The following is a 15,338-nucleotide window of genomic DNA, read 5'->3' as shown; positions in this document are numbered from 1 at the left end:
CCCGCCGTCGTCCGTTCCCGGCCGGGACGCCGGTGGGCGCCGCGTGCCCCCGCCCCGGGCACGCGGCACCCCGGCCGGACGGTCAGGACTCGCGCATCGGGACGCGCACGCCCCGCTCGGAGGCCACGGTGACGGCCTCGTCGTACCCGGCGTCGACGTGGCGGATGACGCCGGTGCCGGGGTCGTTGGTGAGGACCCGTTCCAGCTTCTCGGCGCCGAGCCGGGTGCCGTCGGCGACGGTGACCTGGCCGGCGTGGATGGAGCGGCCGATGCCGACCCCGCCGCCGTGGTGGATGGAGACCCACGCGGCACCGGAGGCGACGTTGAGCATGGCGTTCAGCAGCGGCCAGTCGGCGATCGCGTCGGAGCCGTCGGCCATGCCCTCGGTCTCCCGGTACGGGCTCGCGACGCTCCCGCAGTCGAGGTGGTCGCGGCCGATGACCAGCGGGGCCTCGATCTCCCCGGAGGCGACCATGTCGTTGAACCGCTCCCCGGCCAGGTGGCGCTCGCCGTAGCCGAGCCAGCAGATGCGGGCGGGCAGGCCCTGGAAGTGCACCTTCTCCCCGGCGAGCCGGATCCACCGGGCGAGCGGCTCGTTGTCGGGGAACAGCTCCAGGATCGCGCGGTCGGTCTTGGCGATGTCGGAGGCCTCCCCCGACAGCGCGGCCCAGCGGAACGGCCCCTTGCCCTCGCAGAACAGCGGCCGGATGTAGGCGGGCACGAAGCCGGGGAAGTCGAACGCGCGGGTGTATCCCGCGAGCCGTGCCTCCCCGCGGATCGAGTTGCCGTAGTCGAAGACCTCGGCTCCGGCGTCCTGGAAGCCGACCATGGCCTCCACGTGCGCGGCCATCGACTCGCGGGCCCGGAGGGTGAAGCCCGCCGGGTCCTTGGCGCGCTCGTCGGCCATGTCCTCGAAGGCGACCCCGGCCGGCAGGTACATCAGCGGGTCGTGGGCCGAGGTCTGGTCGGTGACGACGTCGATCTCGGCGCCCCTGCGCAGCAGCTCGGGCACGACCTCGGCCGCGTTGCCCTCCACCCCGATGCTCAGCGGCTCACGCCGGTCACGGGCGTCGTACGCCAGACGCAGCGCCTCGTCCAGGTCGGCGGCGCGGACGTCCAGGTAGCGGTGCTCGATACGCCGGTCGATCGACCGGGGGTCGCAGTCGACGCAGATCACCACGCCGCCGTTCATGGTCACGGCCAGCGGCTGGGCGCCGCCCATGCCGCCCAGCCCTGCGGTCAGCGTGATCGTCCCGGCCAGGCTGCCGCCGAACCGCTTGGCGGCGACGGCGCCGAAGGTCTCGTAGGTGCCCTGCAGGATGCCCTGGGTCCCGATGTAGATCCAGGAACCCGCGGTCATCTGCCCGTACATGGTCAGCCCGGCGACCTCCAGCCGCCGGAACTCCTCCCAGTTCGCCCAGTCGGGCACCAGGTTGGAGTTGGCGATGAGCACCCGGGGGGCCCACTCGTGGGTACGGAACACGCCGACGGGGCGGCCGGACTGCACCAGCAGCGTCTCGTCGCCCTCCAGGGTGGTCAGGGTTCGTGTGATCGCGTCGAAGGACCGCCAGTCACGGGCGGCCTTGCCCGAGCCGCCGTAGACGACGAGCTCCTCGGGATGCTCGGCGACCTCGGGGTCCAGGTTGTTCTGGATCATGCGGAGCGCGGCCTCCTGCGGCCACCCCTTGGCGGTGAGCGTGGTACCGCGCGGCGCGCGCACAACCCTGCTGCCGGTCATGCCCGACCTCCCCATCGGAGATGAATGAACGCATTCATACTTGGCCACGCGGGGACCGCGGGTCAACCCGGAGGACGGGGTGCCGCGGGCAGCGCGCCCACGACACCCCTGGTGGTGGCCGTAACGATCGTCACGCCCCGGCTCTCGTCCCGCACGGACGGGGTCGGGCGATCGAATGCGGCGCGCGCCCGATGGGCGCCCCGGTGCGAAGGAGAGGCTTCGCACTGGCGGGATGCCCGATTCACCGGACGGCGAATCAGCCCACCGGGCCCGCGCGCGCGTTATTCCTTGTGAAGGATATGAATTTGCCCAATCGAGCCGGTGACCGTGCGATGCGTTCACCCGCCGTGGGCGCGGTCAGGTGGGCAGCAGGAACTGGGTGGCGGCCAGCTCGCGGTACAGGGCGTCGTCGGCGAGCAGCTCGTCGTGGGTGCCCACGGCCCGCACCCGGCCCGCCTCCATGACCACGATCCGGCCGGCGCCGGTCACCGTGGAGAGGCGGTGGGCGATCACCAGCACGGTCGTCTCCGACGCCACCTCCGCGATCACCTCGCGCAGCCGCAGCTCGTTGACCGCGTCGAGCTGGGAGGTGGCCTCGTCCAGCAGGAGCAGCCGGGGGCCGCGCAGCAGGGCACGGGCGATCGCGACCCGCTGCCGCTCGCCACCGGAGAGCATGATCCCGCGATGCCCGACCCGGGTGTCCAGCCCCTCGGGGAGGCGGGAGACCAGGTCCTCCAGGTGGGTGCGGGCGAGCACCCGCCAGATGTCGGCCTCGTCCACGTCCGGCGCGGCGAAGACGAGGTTCTCCCTGAGGGTGCCGTCCAGGACCGGCGCGTCCTGCTCGACGTAGCCGAGGCAGGCGCGCAGCTCGGCCAGCGGCCAGTCGTCGATGTCGCGGCCGTCGATCCTGATCGACCCGGCCTGGCGCTCGTAGAACCTCTCCAGCAGGGAGAAGACCGTGGACTTGCCCGCCCCGGACGGCCCCACCAGGGCGGTCAGGCCTCCCGCGGGCACCTCGAAGGAGACGTCGTCGTGCACGACCGGCCGGTCGTCGCCGTAGCGGAAGGCCACGTTCTCGAAGACGACCCCGGCGGGGCTGCCCCCGGCCCGGTAGAACGCGCCGTCCGCCGTCTCACCGGGAAGCTCCTCGATCTCGCGGATCCGCTCGGCCGCGGCCAGGCCGTTCTGCAGCTGCGTGACGCCCTGGACGAGCTGCCCGATGGGGGCCACCAGGTAGAACAGGTAGAGCAGGAAGGCGATCAGGGAGGAGACCTCCAGCGAGCCGGAGGCCACCCGGGCCCCGCCCACGCCGAGCACGGCCACGAAGGCGAGCTGCGCCGATACCCACGCCGAGATGCCCGCGACGGAGTTCAGCCAGGCGACGGCGACCCCCCGGTCGCGCGCCTCCTGGGCCGCCGCGCCGACCGTGGCGATCTCCCGCGCCTCGGCACCGCTGGCCTTGACCGTGCGGAACGCCTGGAGCACCCGGTCCAGGACCGCGCCCATCTCGCCGACCGCGGCCTGCGCCTGGACGGACGCCTCCCGGATGCGGGGCATGATCAGGCTGACCATCCCGCCGACCACGACCAGCACGCCGAGCGTGATGAGGAGCAGCATCCCGTCCATGATCGCCATCAGTACGATGGCGCCGACCAGCATGAACACCGAGCTGATCATCTCGACCACGCCGTTGGTGAACACCGACCGCATCAGGGTGGTGTCGGAGGTCACCCGGGACATCAGGTCCCCCGGCTTGAGCCGGTCGACCTCCGGCACCCGCAGCCGCAGGATCCGGTCGACCAGGCGGCGGCGGGCCGAGAAGACGATGCCCTCGCCCATCCGTTCCATCACGTAGTTGCCCAGCGCGCCGATGGCCGCGCCGGCGAGCACGGCGGCGGTCAGGCCCAGCACCGGGCCGAGCAGGGAGCTCCGCTCGCCGAAGGCGTCGATGACCGCCTTGGCCAGCAGCGGCATCGCGAGCCCGGCCAGCGAGCCGACCAGGGTGAGCGTCCCGCCCAGCAGCAGTGCCCCGCGGTGCGGCCGTACGTAGGCGAGCAGCAGCCGCCAGGACGCGGTTGTGGGCAATGCGATCCCCTCCGAAACGACATGATCGGCCTTCGGCCGTCCTTCTTGTCTACCGCGCATGCGCTCACCCCGGGCGTCTCGTCGCTGTCCCGTGATCGGGAATCGATGATGTCAACATAAGTTGACGAGGTGATCGCTGTCAATCTCGGTTGACGGGAGAAGGGTGGTGGTGCCCGGTGCTCACCGAGCCGGCGCGGGTCGGCGACGCGGGTCGGCACGTATCGGGGACGCGGCGGAGCGAGGCGCGCGGGGGGCGGGGGCGAGGGTCCGCCGGAACGGCGGGATCCCCGGAAGGCCGGGCGTCCGGCGCGGGGATCAGGAGCGGGAGGGTGTCACCGGCCTGACGCCGAGGAAGCCGGACGGGCGTGGGAGGGGCCGGACGGGCGCGGCGGGAACGGGCCGGGGCTCGTGGTGGAGGCGGCCGGGGTTCGCGGTTAGTAGAACCAGGGCGGGCGGGCCACGGGTGAGGTCGCCGGTAATGCGGGTGAGGTCACCGGTGAGGTCGGCGGAACCGGGCTTTCGCGGGCCACAGGAACGACGGTGGTCCGGGGGCGCCGCGGATCCCGGAGGTTCGCCATGGGCCTTGCGGGCCCTGCGGGCCGTCGCGGCGTCCGGGATGCACCCGGAGAAAAGCGGGTTCGAAAAGGCCGGAGCCGTGAAGGACGGCTGGGCCGGAGCACGGCCCGGGCCGCCCGGGGCCGGTGTCCCGCCGACGCGGAGTCGGCTCCGAGGTGAGCCCGTCGGCGGGACACCGGTGGCCGGTGCGGTGGGAGGTCAGTGGCGGCGGGCGCCGTACTCCTTGCGCATCTCCGCGACGGTGTCCAGGATCTCGTCCTGGGTCTTCAGAAGCTTCGCCTCGGCCTCTTCGGTCCTCGCCTCGGCCACCAGACGACGGTTCCCCGTCCGGCTGCCCAGCGTCCGCTTGGCCCTGGCCTTCATTTCGCGCAGGTTGAGCTTCTCCATGAGACCCATGATCAGCACTCCTTCGGCAGAGAGGACCTTCGACTGCCCGGAACGGGACCGAGTATGCGTCACACGAGCCCTCCCCTCTCACCCGGGTCCCAGAACACACCGCCGACCAGGGCCCGCCCCGCGCACCCCGGCCGGGGAGCACCGTCTCAGTCCGGGTCGGGAACGTCGTCGTACTCCACGTCGCCCTCCTCGGCGCGGCGCAGGCCGATGTCCTCCACCCAGGCACGGACGAACCGGCGGATCTCGGTGATGCGCTCGCCGTCCACGCCGTAGGCCTCGAAGTCCTCGTCGGCGATGAGGTCGACGAACTCCAGCCGCATCACCAGCTCGGCGATCGAGAACTCCTCGTTGTGCAGCCGGGCGAGGTGCTCCAGCTCGCGGAAGCCGTACAGGTGGGAGACCGAGGCGATGTCGATGACGTCGCGGGCCAGGCTTCGCTCGTGCAGGGCCCGCATCTTCAGGCCGACCGCGTCGTCCAGGGAGACGACGGAGACGTCGCCGACGATCACGGGCTGCTGCTGGAACGCCTCCCTGAGCAGGTCGAACTCGCAGCTCTGCTCGGTCACCGGGTCGCTGACCACGAGGCGGCCCATCCTGGGCGTCACCTCGGTCAGGGTGACCTCCAGCCCGGCCTGCCGGAACGCCTCGGCCATGCCCTCGGCGACCTCGGGAAGCGGCGTCTCGGCGGCGGTGGCGAAGTCGAGGTCGTTGCTCGGGCGCTCGGTGAACCCGTGGGCGTTCATCGCGTAGCCGCCGGCCAGGACCAGCCCGAACCGGGCGCAGGCGGGGAGCGCGGCCTCCAGCATCCGCTGCTGGAAGGGGGGCAGGATCACCGCGGCCACCCCGGCGCCCCGGATCCGTACCCCAGTGCGCTGATCTTGGTCTCCCAGGCCCTGCGGTAGCTCGGCCCGATGCCCCGGCGCAGGGTCGGCCAGTCGGCCAGCAGCAGGTCGGCGTTGAGGTAGGACTCGGCGTCGGAACGGCCGCCCCCGGTGATGACCGTGCGGTACAGGCTCATCCGCAGCAGCGGGTTGACCAGGTCGTACTCCGTCAGCCCGGACCAGCCCAGGTGCCCGGGCAGGGCGACCTTCCCGGTCGCCGGGCCGCGCAGGTCGGCCAGCGATTCGGGGACGCGCTGTTCCACGCCGTCCCAGCGGGATGGAAGCGTACTCACGTTCCCCAGTATGCCCGTCCCCGGCGCATGGGTACCGGCAAGCGCGCCGTCCCGTGCTCCCGCGTCCGCGCGCGGCTCAGCGGCGGGAGCGGCGGCGGGTGGAGGGCAGGTCGTGGCGGCCGGAGAGGAACTCCTGGAAGGAGATCTTGGCCCGGATCACCGGGCGGCGCCAGCGTTCCTCGCGGCGCTCGGCCCTGGCCATCTTGGCCGGGCGCGGGTGCCGGGCGCCGGGGGCGAGGAACCAGTGGGCCCAGGGCGACCCGGGCCGGGCCAGCCGCACGGCTCCGGGCACCAGCAGGATCGGCACGAACAACCCGGCCAGCCCCGTCCAGAGCTTGCCCTTGAGCAGGGTGATCACGGCGAGCCCGAGGTTGACCACGATGAGGCCGGCGGTCAGCCAGGCGTCCGGCGTGGTGCCGTCGGAGTCCCCCCAGCCCAGCGGACGCAGGCCGACCAGGAGCAGGCCGGTGATCGCGACGGCCATGAAGACCGCGTCGACCGAGGCGCGGCCCTCCTCCTCCCAGTAGACGTCGCGCAGGTGCAGGATGAGCGCGAACTCGTCGAGGATCAGGGCGGCCCCGGCGCCGAAGACGGCCGCGGTCACCGCGTACCAGCCGTCGGACACCCCCGAGACGATGAGGCCCGCGACCCCGCCCAGCAGGGTCAGCACCACGCCGAACACCACGTGGTGGATGTGCATCTCGCCGACGCTCACGTTGCGGAACCAGCCGACCCTGGCCCGGATGAGCCGGACGTTGACCCTGGTGAACAGGAAGGCGGCGATCAGCGCGACGAAGAAACAGAACAGCGGCAGCCGTCCTGTGTCCATGATCCTTTCTTGGAACAAATCTCCCACCGACTCATCAGGCTATGCGAGAAACTCTCGCGTCAGGCGAGGAAACCGCGCAGCAGGGCGCCGGTGCCCTCCAGGTGCTCGGCCACGGCCCGGCGCGCGGCCTCGGGGTCCCTGGCCAGGACGGCGGCCACGATCGCCGCGTGCTGGACCCCGGCGTGCTCGATGTTGCGCTGCAGGATCGGGATCGCGTCGAGCAGGTCGGTGATCCGCAGGCGGGCGTCGGCGCAGGAGGCGGTCAGCAGGGCCGAGCCGGTCAGCTCGGCGATGGCCAGGTGGAAGGCCGTGTCGAGGCGGCGGTAGTCGTCGGGGTTGGCCGAGTTGACCGCCTGCAGCCGCTCCCGCAGGGTGTCGCGGCGCTCCCGGGTCAGCTCGGTGGTGGCGAGCACCTGGGCGGCTCCGCACTCCACGGCCATCCTGAAGGTCAGGGCGTCCTCCAGGTCGTCGGTGCCCATGTCCACGACGGCCCGGCGCAGCTCGTCCTCCTGGCGCGGGCGCGGCGGGGCGTAGGTGAGGAAGGCGCCGCCGTACCTGCCACGGCGTACGCTGAGATAGCCGGCGTCCTGCAACGCCCGGATGGCCTCGCGCAGGGTGACCCTGCTGATGCCCAGCTGGGCGGCGAGTTCCCGCTCGGGCGGCAGTTTCTCGGTCACCAGGCCCAGTTTGATGACCTGGAGCAGCCGCTCCACGGTCTCCTCGAACGCGTTTCCGGCGCGTACCGGCCGAAGCACGGTCACCAGCCGCGACACCTCGTCCAAATCTCACCTCCGGCCCTTGACAAGGCTCCCCCCGCTGCACGTCAATGGTCTAACACTAGCCCAATAAGACTCCGGCGAGGAGGGCGCGTGGACATCGACGAGCTTCACGACGAGGTGCGGGCGGGACGGATCGACACCGTGCTGCTGGCGGTCGCCGACATGCAGGGGCGCCTGCAGGGCAAGCGGCTCTCGGCCCGGTACTTCCTGGAGGAGGTGCTGGGGCACGCCTCGGAGGGGTGCAACTACCTGCTGGCGGTCGACGTGGACATGAACACGGTCGACGGCTACGAGATGTCCTCCTGGGAGCGGGGCTACGGGGACTTCACCATGAAGCCCGACCTGCCCACCCTGCGCCGCGTGCCGTGGCAGGACGGGACGGCCCTGGTGATGGCCGACCTGCTCTGGGAGGACGGCTCCGACGTGACCGCCTCGCCGCGGCAGATCCTGCGCCGCCAGCTCGACCGGCTGGCCGGGCGGGGCTGGGGCGCGTTCGTCGGGACCGAGCTGGAGTTCGTCGTCTTCGCCGACACCTACGAGGACGCCTGGCGCCGCGGGTACCGGGACCTGACCCCCGCCAACCTCTACAACGTCGACTACTCCCTCCTCGGCACCGCCCGCGTCGAGCCGCTGCTGCGCCGGATCAGGCTCGGCATGGAGGGCGCCGGGATGTACGTCGAGTCCGCCAAGGGCGAGTGCAACCTGGGCCAGCACGAGATCGCCTTCCGCTTCGGCGACGCCCTGGCCGCCTGTGACGACCACTCGATCTACAAGAACGGGGCCAAGGAGATCGCCTCCCAGGAGGGCATGTCGATCACCTTCATGGCCAAGCCCAACCACCGCGAGGGCAACTCCTGCCACATCCACATCTCGCTGCGGGACGAGGGCGGGGAGCCGGTCATGGCCGGGCCGGGGCGGCACGGCCTGTCGCCGGTCGGCGAGCACTTCATCGCGGGCCAGCTGGCCCTGATGCGCGAGCTGACCCTGCTGTACGCGCCGAACATCAACTCCTACAAGCGCTACGTCCCCGGCAGCTTCGCCCCCACCGCGGTCAAGTGGGGGGTGGACAACAGGACCTGCGCGCTCCGCCTGGTCGGCCACGGCCCGTCGCTGCGGATCGAGAACCGGGTGCCCGGCGGCGACGTCAACCCCTACCTGGCCGTCTCGGCGCTGATCGCGGCCGGGCTGCACGGCATCGAGAACGAGCTGCCGCTTGAGGACGCGTTCGAGGGGAACGCCTACTCCTCAGGGGCGGAAACGGTCCCGCACACGCTGCGGGACGCGCTGGGGCTCTGGGAGGGCTCCGCGTTCGCCCGGGACGCCTTCGGGGAGGACGTGGTGTCCCACTACGCGAACAACGCCCGGGTCGAGCTGGCCGCCTTCGACGCGGCGGTGACCGACTGGGAGCTGTTCCGGGGATTCGAACGGATGTGAACGTGAAGATCATCAATCCGGCGACAGAAGAGGTGCTCGCCGACATCGAGCCCGCGGACGCCGCGGAGATCGACAGGGCCGTGGAGCGCGCCGGTCGCGCCTACGCGGACTGGCGGAGGGTCTCCCCCTCCGACCGGGCCCGGCTGCTGCGCCGCTTCGCCGCGCTGGTGCGCGAGCACGCCGAGGAGCTGGCCGGGCTGGAGGTCGCCAACTCCGGGCACACGATCGGCAACGCCCGCTGGGAGGCGGGCAACGTCGCCGACGTGCTCGACTTCTACGCCGGGGCGCCGGAACGCAACCACGGCCTGCAGATCCCGGTGCCCGGCGGGATCGACGTCACGTTCAGGGAGCCGCTGGGCGTGGTCGGCGTGATCGTGCCGTGGAACTTCCCGATGGTCATCATGACCTGGGGCGTCGCCCCGGCACTGGCCGCGGGCAACACCGTGATCGTCAAGCCCGCGGAGTGGACGCCGCTGACCGCGCTGCGGGTGGCCGAGCTGGCGCTGGCCGCGGGCCTGCCCGAGGGGGTGCTGCAGGTCCTGCCCGGTGCCGGGGAGGTCGCGGGCGCCCGGCTGGTCGAGCACCCCGGCGTGTCGAAGATCGTGTTCACCGGGTCGACCGAGGTCGGCAAGCAGATCGCCGCCGTCTGCGCCGGTCAGGTCAAGCGGCTCACGCTGGAGATGGGCGGCAAGAGCGCCAACGTGGTCTTCGCCGACGCCGACCTGGAGCGGGCCGCGGCGACCGCGCCGTACGCGGTGTTCGACAACGCCGGCCAGGACTGCTGCGCGCGTTCCCGGATCCTGGTCGAGCGGAGCGCGTACGAGGAGTTCCTGGCCCGGTTCGGCGAGGCGGTGCTGGGCGTGCGGGTCGGCGACCCGCGCGACGAGGGCACCGAGATGGGCCCGCTGATCAGCTCCGAGCACCGCGAGCGGGTCGCCTCCTACGTCACCGAGGAGCCCCACCTGCGGGGTTCCTGCCCCGACGGGCCGGGCTTCTGGTACCCGGCGACCGTCCTGACGCCACGCTCGACCGGCGACCGGGCGTTCACCGAGGAGATCTTCGGGCCGGTGGTGTCGGTGGTGCCGTTCGACGACGAGGCCGACGCGGTACGGATCGCCAACGACACCCCGTACGGGCTGAGCGGGTCGGTCTGGACCCGTGACGTCGGCCGGGCGCTGCGGGTGGCCAGGGCCGTCGAGGCCGGGAACCTCAGCGTGAACTCGCACTCCAGCGTCCGCTACTGGACGCCGTTCGGTGGCTTCAAGCAGTCGGGGCTCGGCCGTGAGCTGGGGCCGGACGCGCTGGCGGCGTTCACCGAGACCAAGAACGTCTTCATCTCCGAGGAGGAGTAGAACGATGCAGCGTCTGCAGGACCGGGTGACCGTGATCACCGGCGCCGGGAGCGGGATCGGCCTGGCCACCGCGCGCCGGTTCGCCGAGGAGGGCGCCCGCGTCGTCTGCGTGGACCTGGACGAGGAGACCGGCCGGGCCGCCGCGGCCGAGGTCGGCGGGTTGTTCGTGAGGGCCGACGTGACCGACGAGGACGACGTCGCCCGGGTGTTCGCCACCGCGTTCGACACCTACGGCAGCGTGGACGTCGCGTTCAACAACGCGGGCATCTCGCCGCCGGACGACGACTCGATCCTGGAGACCGGCATCGACGCCTGGCGCCGGGTCCAGGAGGTCAACCTCACCTCGGTCTACCTGTGCTGCAAGCACGTCATCCCGTACATGCGGCGCCAGGGCAAGGGCTCGATCGTCAACACGGCCTCGTTCGTGGCCGTGATGGGCTCGGCGACCAGCCAGATCTCCTACACCGCCTCCAAGGGCGGGGTGCTGGCCATGTCGCGCGAGCTGGGCGTGCAGTTCGCCCGCGAGGGCATCCGGGTCAACGCGCTCTGCCCGGGGCCGGTGAACACGCCGCTGCTGCGGGAGCTGTTCGCCAAGGACCCCGAGCGGGCCCAGCGCCGCCTGGTGCACGTCCCGCTGGGGCGCTTCGCCGAGGCGTCGGAGATCGCCGCCGCGGTGGCGTTCCTGGCCTCGGACGACGCCAGCTTCATCACCGGCTCGGAGTTCCTGGTGGACGGAGGCATCTCCGGCGCGTACGTCACCCCGCTGTAGGGGAGTCCCTGCCGGGCCCGGAGCCACCGGGCCCGGCTCCCTTGAGAGCAAGGCAAGGCAAGAGATCATGTCCCGTCCCGTCATCGGCATCACCTGCTACGTCGAGCCCGCCCGGTTCACCGTCTGGGAGGTGACGACGGCGCTGCTGCCCTACGACTACGTCGACCATGTGGCCCGCGCGGGCGGGCAGCCGGTGATCGTGCCCCCGGCCGGTGACCCCGCGCCGCTGGTGGAGCGGCTGGACGGGCTGATCCTGGCCGGTGGCGGTGACGTCGGCCCGGAGCGGTACGGGCAGGAGCCGCACCCGAGGACCGGATACGTCCGGCCGTTCCGCGACGACGCCGAGCTGGGCCTGGTCCGGGCGGCGCTGGAGCGGGGGCTGCCCTTCCTGGGCGTCTGCCGGGGCATGCAGATCCTGAACATCGCCCTGGGCGGCACCCTGCACCAGCACCTGCCCGACGTGGTCGGTCACTCCGGGCACGCCCCGGCCCCCGGGAGCCACGGCAGGATGCCGGTGCGCCTGGCCCCCGGCAGCCGGACCTCGAAGATCTTCGGCACCGAGACGGTGGACGTGGCCCACTACCACCACCAGGCCCTGGACCGGCCGGGCGAGGGCCTGACCGTGACCGCCCACGCCGAGGACGGCACGATCGAGGCCGTGGAGCTGGACGAGCACCCGTTCGCCGTCGCCGTCCAGTGGCACCCCGAGGCCGACGACGAGTCGGCCCTGTTCGAGGCCCTGGTCCGGCACACCTCCCCCTGACCGGCCTCCGGGCCGAGCCCACTGGCGAGGCCGGCGAGGGCGGCGGGGGATTCCGCTCGGCCGGTGCGGGCGGTTAGGCTGGCGGTGACACCGATGAATCCCGTGCGGGAGAGCGTCCTGACATCCAGGCCAGGACCCCTGAAGGAGCAAGCCCTCCCCGCGAACCTCTCAAGGCAAAGGACCGTGCGGGTAGGTGCTCTCTGGAAAGCAGGCCCCGTGGCCTCGCCGAAGGTGAAAGTCCGGCAAAAACCGGATGAAACTCTCAGGCACCCATGACAGAGGGGGAGGATGATCTCATCTGTCCCCTGCCTGAGGTGCGCACATGTCCCGACCTACGCCGTTGCGCGGCGTCCACGAGGCCCTTGGCGCGACGCTGACCGACTTCGCGGGCTGGCTGATGCCGCTCCGCTACGGCAGTGAGTCCACCGAGCACAACGCGGTCCGCCGGGCGGCCGGCCTGTTCGACCTCTCCCACATGGGCGAGATCTTCGTGACCGGCCCGCAGGCCGCCGAGGCCCTCGACTACGCGCTGGTCGGCCACCTGTCCGCGCTGGAGCCCGGCCGTGCCCGCTACACGATGATCGTCGACGCCGGGGGCGGCGTGCTGGACGACCTGATCGTCTACCGGCTGGCCCCCGCCGAGTTCATGGTGGTCGCCAACGCGTCCAACTACCCGCGGGTGGCCGCCGAGCTGACCGGCCGCGCCAAGGGCTTCGACGCCGCGGTCGACGACCGTTCCGAGCGGTACGCGCTGGTCGCGATCCAGGGCCCGCGCTCGGCGGAGATCCTGGCCGGTCTCACCGAGGCCGACCTGGACGGGCTGAAGTACTACGCGGGCCTGCCCGCCGTGGTCGCGGGCCACGAGGCCCTCATCGCCCGTACCGGGTACACCGGCGAGGACGGGTTCGAGCTGTTCGTCGCGGCCGAGGACGCCGAGGCGATCTGGTGCGCCCTCAGCGAGGCGGGCGCGCCGCACGGGCTGGTCCCGGCGGGCCTGTCCGCGCGCGACACCCTCCGGCTGGAGGCGGGCATGCCGCTCTACGGCAACGAGTTGTCGGCCGACCTGACTCCGTTCGACGCCGGGCTGGGCCGTGTGGTGAGGTTTGACAAGCCGGGCGACTTCGTCGGCCGGGCCGCCCTCGAACCCCTCAGGGACGTCCCGCCGGGCCGCCGCCTGGTCGGCCTGGTCACGAGCGGCCGCAGGGTGCCCCGGCACGGGTACCCGGTGGTGGTCGCCGCCGACGGCACGGTCGTCGGGGAGGTCACCAGCGGGGCTCCCTCGCAGTCGCTGGGCAGGCCCATCGCCATGGCCTACGTGGACAACGGCCTGGCGTCGGGACTGGCCGTCGACATCCGGGGCAGCCGCGAACCGGTCGAGGTCGTCGCACTGCCTTTCTACAGGAGGACAAAATGAGCAGCATTCCCGAGGACCTGCACTACACCAAGGAACACGAGTGGGTCTCCGGAGTGGATGACGGCCTGACCCTCACCGTGGGGATCACCGCCTACGCGGCCGAGGCGCTGGGGGACGTGGTCTACGTGCAGATCCTCCCCGAGGTCGGCAGCACGGTCGCCGCCGGCGACACCGTCGGCGAGGTGGAGTCGACCAAGTCGGTGAGCGACATCTTCGCGCCGGTCGGCGGTGAGGTCGTCGAGGTCAACCAGACCGTCGTGGACGACCCCTCCCTGGTCAACGGCGACCCCTACGGGGAGGGCTGGCTGTTCCGCATCCGCCTGGAGGGCCCCGCCGACGACCTGCTGTCGCCGGAGGAGTACACCTCGCTCACCTCGGGTGAGTCCTGAGCCTCCGGCTCACCGGTACCCGGGCCACGCGCGTCCCCGGGCGCGCGTGGCCGCCCTCGCTGGAAGGATTCAGATGACGATCAGCGTCTTCGATCTCTTCAAGATCGGAATCGGCCCGTCCAGCTCGCACACGGGCGGCCCGATGGCCGCGGCCCACAGGTTCGCCCGCGGCCTGCACCGCGACGGCCTCCTGGAGAAGACCGCCCGGGTGAGCGTCATCCTGTACGGCTCGCTCGGGCTGACCGGCAAGGGACACGGCAGCGACAAGGCCGTGCTGCTCGGCCTGTCCGGCGAGAAGCCCGAACTGGTCGACGTCGACACCGTGGACGAGCGGCTGGCCGCCATGCGCGGGTCCGGCACGGTCTCCCTCCACGGCTCCCGCGAGATCCCGTTCGTCATCGGCGAGGACCTCGTCTTCGAACGCAAGATCTCCCTGCCCGGCCATCCGAACGGCATGCGCTTCACCGCGCTGGCGGAGTCCGGCGAGACGCTGCGCGAGCGGGTCTACTACTCGGTGGGCGGCGGCTTCGTGGTCGACGAGAACGCCACCGGCGCCGACCGGATCAAGCCCGACGACACGGTCGTCCCGTACCCGTTCGGCACGGCCGCCGAGCTGCTCGCCCAGTGCGCCGAGACCGGGCTGTCGATCTCGGGGCTGATGCTGGAGAACGAGCAGGCCTTCGGCCGCAGCGAGGCCGAGATCCGCGAGCGGCTGCTCGTGCTGTGGCGGGTCATGACCGAGTGCGTGAACCGGGGCATCGGCAAGGAGGGCGTGCTGCCCGGCGGCCTGAAGGTGCGCCGCCGCGCCCACCAGCTCCACCGGCAGCTGCGGAGCGAGACGCAGGAGAAGGACTCGCTGCAGACCATGGACTGGGTCTCGCTGTTCGCGCTGGCCGTCAACGAGGAGAACGCCGCGGGCGGCCGGATCGTCACCGCCCCCACCAACGGCGCCGCCGGCATCATCCCCGCGGTCCTCACCTACTACGACCGCTTCACGCCCGACGCCGACGACGAGGGCGTGATCCGCTTCCTGCTGACCGCGGGGGCGGTCGGTGTGCTGTTCAAGGAGAACGCCTCGATCTCCGGCGCCGAGGTCGGCTGCCAGGGCGAGGTCGGCTCGGCCTGCTCGATGGCCGCCGCCGGGCTCACCGAGGTGATGGGCGGCACCCCCGAGCAGGTGGAGAACGCCGCCGAGATCGGCATCGAGCACAACCTGGGGCTGACCTGCGACCCGATCGGCGGGCTGGTGCAGATCCCGTGCATCGAGCGCAACGCGCTGGCCTCGATCAAGGCCATCGCCGCGGCCCGGATGGCGCTGCGCGGCGACGGCCGCCACTTCGTCTCGCTGGACAAGGCCATCAAGACGATGCGCGACACCGGACGCGACATGCTCGACAAGTACAAGGAGACCAGCCGCGGCGGGCTCGCGGTGAACGTCATCGAGTGCTGACCCGGGGCCGGCGCGACATATGGCCCGATCGACACCAAATCTCGTATCCCGGACGGGAGGCCGTGATCCCGCGCCTATGCTGGGTGGCCTCAGCCGCAGGACTCGGGAGGTCGTGGTGGGGACGGGAACGCACGCGGTGAGCCCTTCCCGCCGTCCCGGCCCGGCCGCCCCCTCCCGTGGCCGGCGTACG

At 72.0% G+C, this 15,338-nt stretch carries 14 protein-coding genes and 2 riboswitches; of the genes, 7 read left to right on the top strand and 7 right to left on the bottom strand.

Annotated elements, in window-relative coordinates; genetic code table 11:
• Positions 1–82: 82 nt before the first annotated feature.
• The 7 genes from hutU to ABD832_RS03485 form a co-directional block, all read right to left on the bottom strand.
• A complete protein-coding gene (hutU, locus tag ABD832_RS03515) occupies positions 83–1,738 on the bottom strand; it encodes a urocanate hydratase (RefSeq protein WP_344888161.1) in 1,656 nt (551 codons plus the stop codon).
• A gap of 357 nt (positions 1,739–2,095) precedes the next feature.
• Entirely contained in the window at positions 2,096–3,883 is a 1,788-nt protein-coding gene (locus tag ABD832_RS03510) for an ABC transporter ATP-binding protein (RefSeq protein WP_413224158.1), read from the bottom strand.
• Between the two features lie 714 nt (positions 3,884–4,597).
• The gene (locus ABD832_RS03505; protein WP_344888155.1) at positions 4,598–4,795 is read right to left on the bottom strand and encodes a hypothetical protein; all 198 of its coding nucleotides are present in this window, start codon (positions 4,793–4,795) and stop codon (positions 4,598–4,600) included.
• Between the two features lie 146 nt (positions 4,796–4,941).
• Positions 4,942–5,628, bottom strand: a complete 687-nt coding sequence (locus ABD832_RS03500) for a nucleotidyl transferase AbiEii/AbiGii toxin family protein (protein ID WP_344888152.1) — start codon at positions 5,626–5,628, stop codon at positions 4,942–4,944.
• The gene (locus ABD832_RS03495; RefSeq protein WP_344888149.1) at positions 5,625–5,969 is read right to left on the bottom strand and encodes a hypothetical protein; all 345 of its coding nucleotides are present in this window, start codon (positions 5,967–5,969) and stop codon (positions 5,625–5,627) included. The genes ABD832_RS03500 and ABD832_RS03495 overlap by 4 nt, the downstream gene beginning before the upstream one ends.
• A gap of 76 nt (positions 5,970–6,045) precedes the next feature.
• Positions 6,046–6,798: a hypothetical protein gene (locus tag ABD832_RS03490; protein ID WP_344888146.1), complete on the bottom strand. Its 753-nt coding sequence runs from the start codon at positions 6,796–6,798 to the stop codon at positions 6,046–6,048.
• A gap of 59 nt (positions 6,799–6,857) precedes the next feature.
• Positions 6,858–7,559: a FadR/GntR family transcriptional regulator gene (locus ABD832_RS03485; protein WP_344888143.1), complete on the bottom strand. Its 702-nt coding sequence runs from the start codon at positions 7,557–7,559 to the stop codon at positions 6,858–6,860.
• A 108-nt stretch (positions 7,560–7,667) separates the two neighbouring features.
• Here ABD832_RS03485 and ABD832_RS03480 point away from each other — a divergent pair, with 108 nt between their 5' ends.
• The 7 genes from ABD832_RS03480 (at position 7,668) to ABD832_RS03450 (ending at position 15,148) form a co-directional block, all read left to right on the top strand.
• A complete protein-coding gene (locus tag ABD832_RS03480; RefSeq protein WP_344888140.1) occupies positions 7,668–9,011 on the top strand; it encodes a glutamine synthetase family protein in 1,344 nt (447 codons plus the stop codon).
• 2 nt (positions 9,012–9,013) lie between these two features.
• Positions 9,014–10,363 (top strand): aldehyde dehydrogenase family protein, encoded by a 1,350-nt coding sequence (locus ABD832_RS03475; RefSeq protein WP_344888137.1) that lies wholly within the window; start codon positions 9,014–9,016, stop codon positions 10,361–10,363.
• Between the two features lie 4 nt (positions 10,364–10,367).
• The gene (locus ABD832_RS03470) at positions 10,368–11,132 is read left to right on the top strand and encodes a 3-oxoacyl-ACP reductase (RefSeq protein ID WP_344888134.1); all 765 of its coding nucleotides are present in this window, start codon (positions 10,368–10,370) and stop codon (positions 11,130–11,132) included.
• Positions 11,133–11,199: 67 nt separating this feature from the next.
• Entirely contained in the window at positions 11,200–11,895 is a 696-nt protein-coding gene (locus tag ABD832_RS03465; protein ID WP_344888131.1) for a gamma-glutamyl-gamma-aminobutyrate hydrolase family protein, read from the top strand.
• Positions 11,896–11,990: 95 nt separating this feature from the next.
• A riboswitch (glycine riboswitch) is annotated at positions 11,991–12,089 on the top strand.
• A riboswitch (glycine riboswitch) is annotated at positions 12,090–12,184 on the top strand.
• Between the two features lie 33 nt (positions 12,185–12,217).
• Entirely contained in the window at positions 12,218–13,309 is a 1,092-nt protein-coding gene (gene gcvT / locus ABD832_RS03460; protein ID WP_344888128.1) for a glycine cleavage system aminomethyltransferase GcvT, read from the top strand.
• Positions 13,306–13,698, top strand: coding sequence for a glycine cleavage system protein GcvH (gcvH, locus tag ABD832_RS03455; RefSeq protein WP_344888125.1), 393 nt, complete (start codon positions 13,306–13,308; stop codon positions 13,696–13,698). The genes gcvT and gcvH overlap by 4 nt, the downstream gene beginning before the upstream one ends.
• A 73-nt stretch (positions 13,699–13,771) precedes the next feature.
• Positions 13,772–15,148: an L-serine ammonia-lyase gene (locus tag ABD832_RS03450; RefSeq protein ID WP_344888122.1), complete on the top strand. Its 1,377-nt coding sequence runs from the start codon at positions 13,772–13,774 to the stop codon at positions 15,146–15,148.
• Positions 15,149–15,338: the final 190 nt, after the last annotated feature.

The organism is Streptosporangium longisporum, assembly GCF_039534895.1.
GTDB lineage: Bacteria > Actinomycetota > Actinomycetes > Streptosporangiales > Streptosporangiaceae > Streptosporangium > Streptosporangium longisporum.
The sequence above is the reverse complement of the archived record's forward strand: the minus strand, read 5'-3'. Positions and strand labels throughout refer to the sequence as shown.

Excerpts from the sequence above, each read along its gene's own strand:
- hutU (WP_344888161.1), bottom strand. The coding sequence starts at position 1,738 with ATGACCGGCAGCAGGGTTGTGCGCGCGCCGCGCGGTACCACGCTCACC.
- ABD832_RS03510 (WP_413224158.1), bottom strand. The coding sequence starts at position 3,883 with ATGCGCGGTAGACAAGAAGGACGGCCGAAGGCCGATCATGTCGTTTCG.
- ABD832_RS03505 (WP_344888155.1), bottom strand. The coding sequence starts at position 4,795 with ATGGGTCTCATGGAGAAGCTCAACCTGCGCGAAATGAAGGCCAGGGCC.
- ABD832_RS03490 (WP_344888146.1), bottom strand. The coding sequence starts at position 6,798 with ATGGACACAGGACGGCTGCCGCTGTTCTGTTTCTTCGTCGCGCTGATC.
- ABD832_RS03470 (WP_344888134.1), top strand. The coding sequence starts at position 10,368 with ATGCAGCGTCTGCAGGACCGGGTGACCGTGATCACCGGCGCCGGGAGC.
- ABD832_RS03465 (WP_344888131.1), top strand. The coding sequence starts at position 11,200 with ATGTCCCGTCCCGTCATCGGCATCACCTGCTACGTCGAGCCCGCCCGG.
- gcvT (WP_344888128.1), top strand. The coding sequence starts at position 12,218 with ATGTCCCGACCTACGCCGTTGCGCGGCGTCCACGAGGCCCTTGGCGCG.
- gcvH (WP_344888125.1), top strand. The coding sequence starts at position 13,306 with ATGAGCAGCATTCCCGAGGACCTGCACTACACCAAGGAACACGAGTGG.
- ABD832_RS03450 (WP_344888122.1), top strand. The coding sequence starts at position 13,772 with ATGACGATCAGCGTCTTCGATCTCTTCAAGATCGGAATCGGCCCGTCC.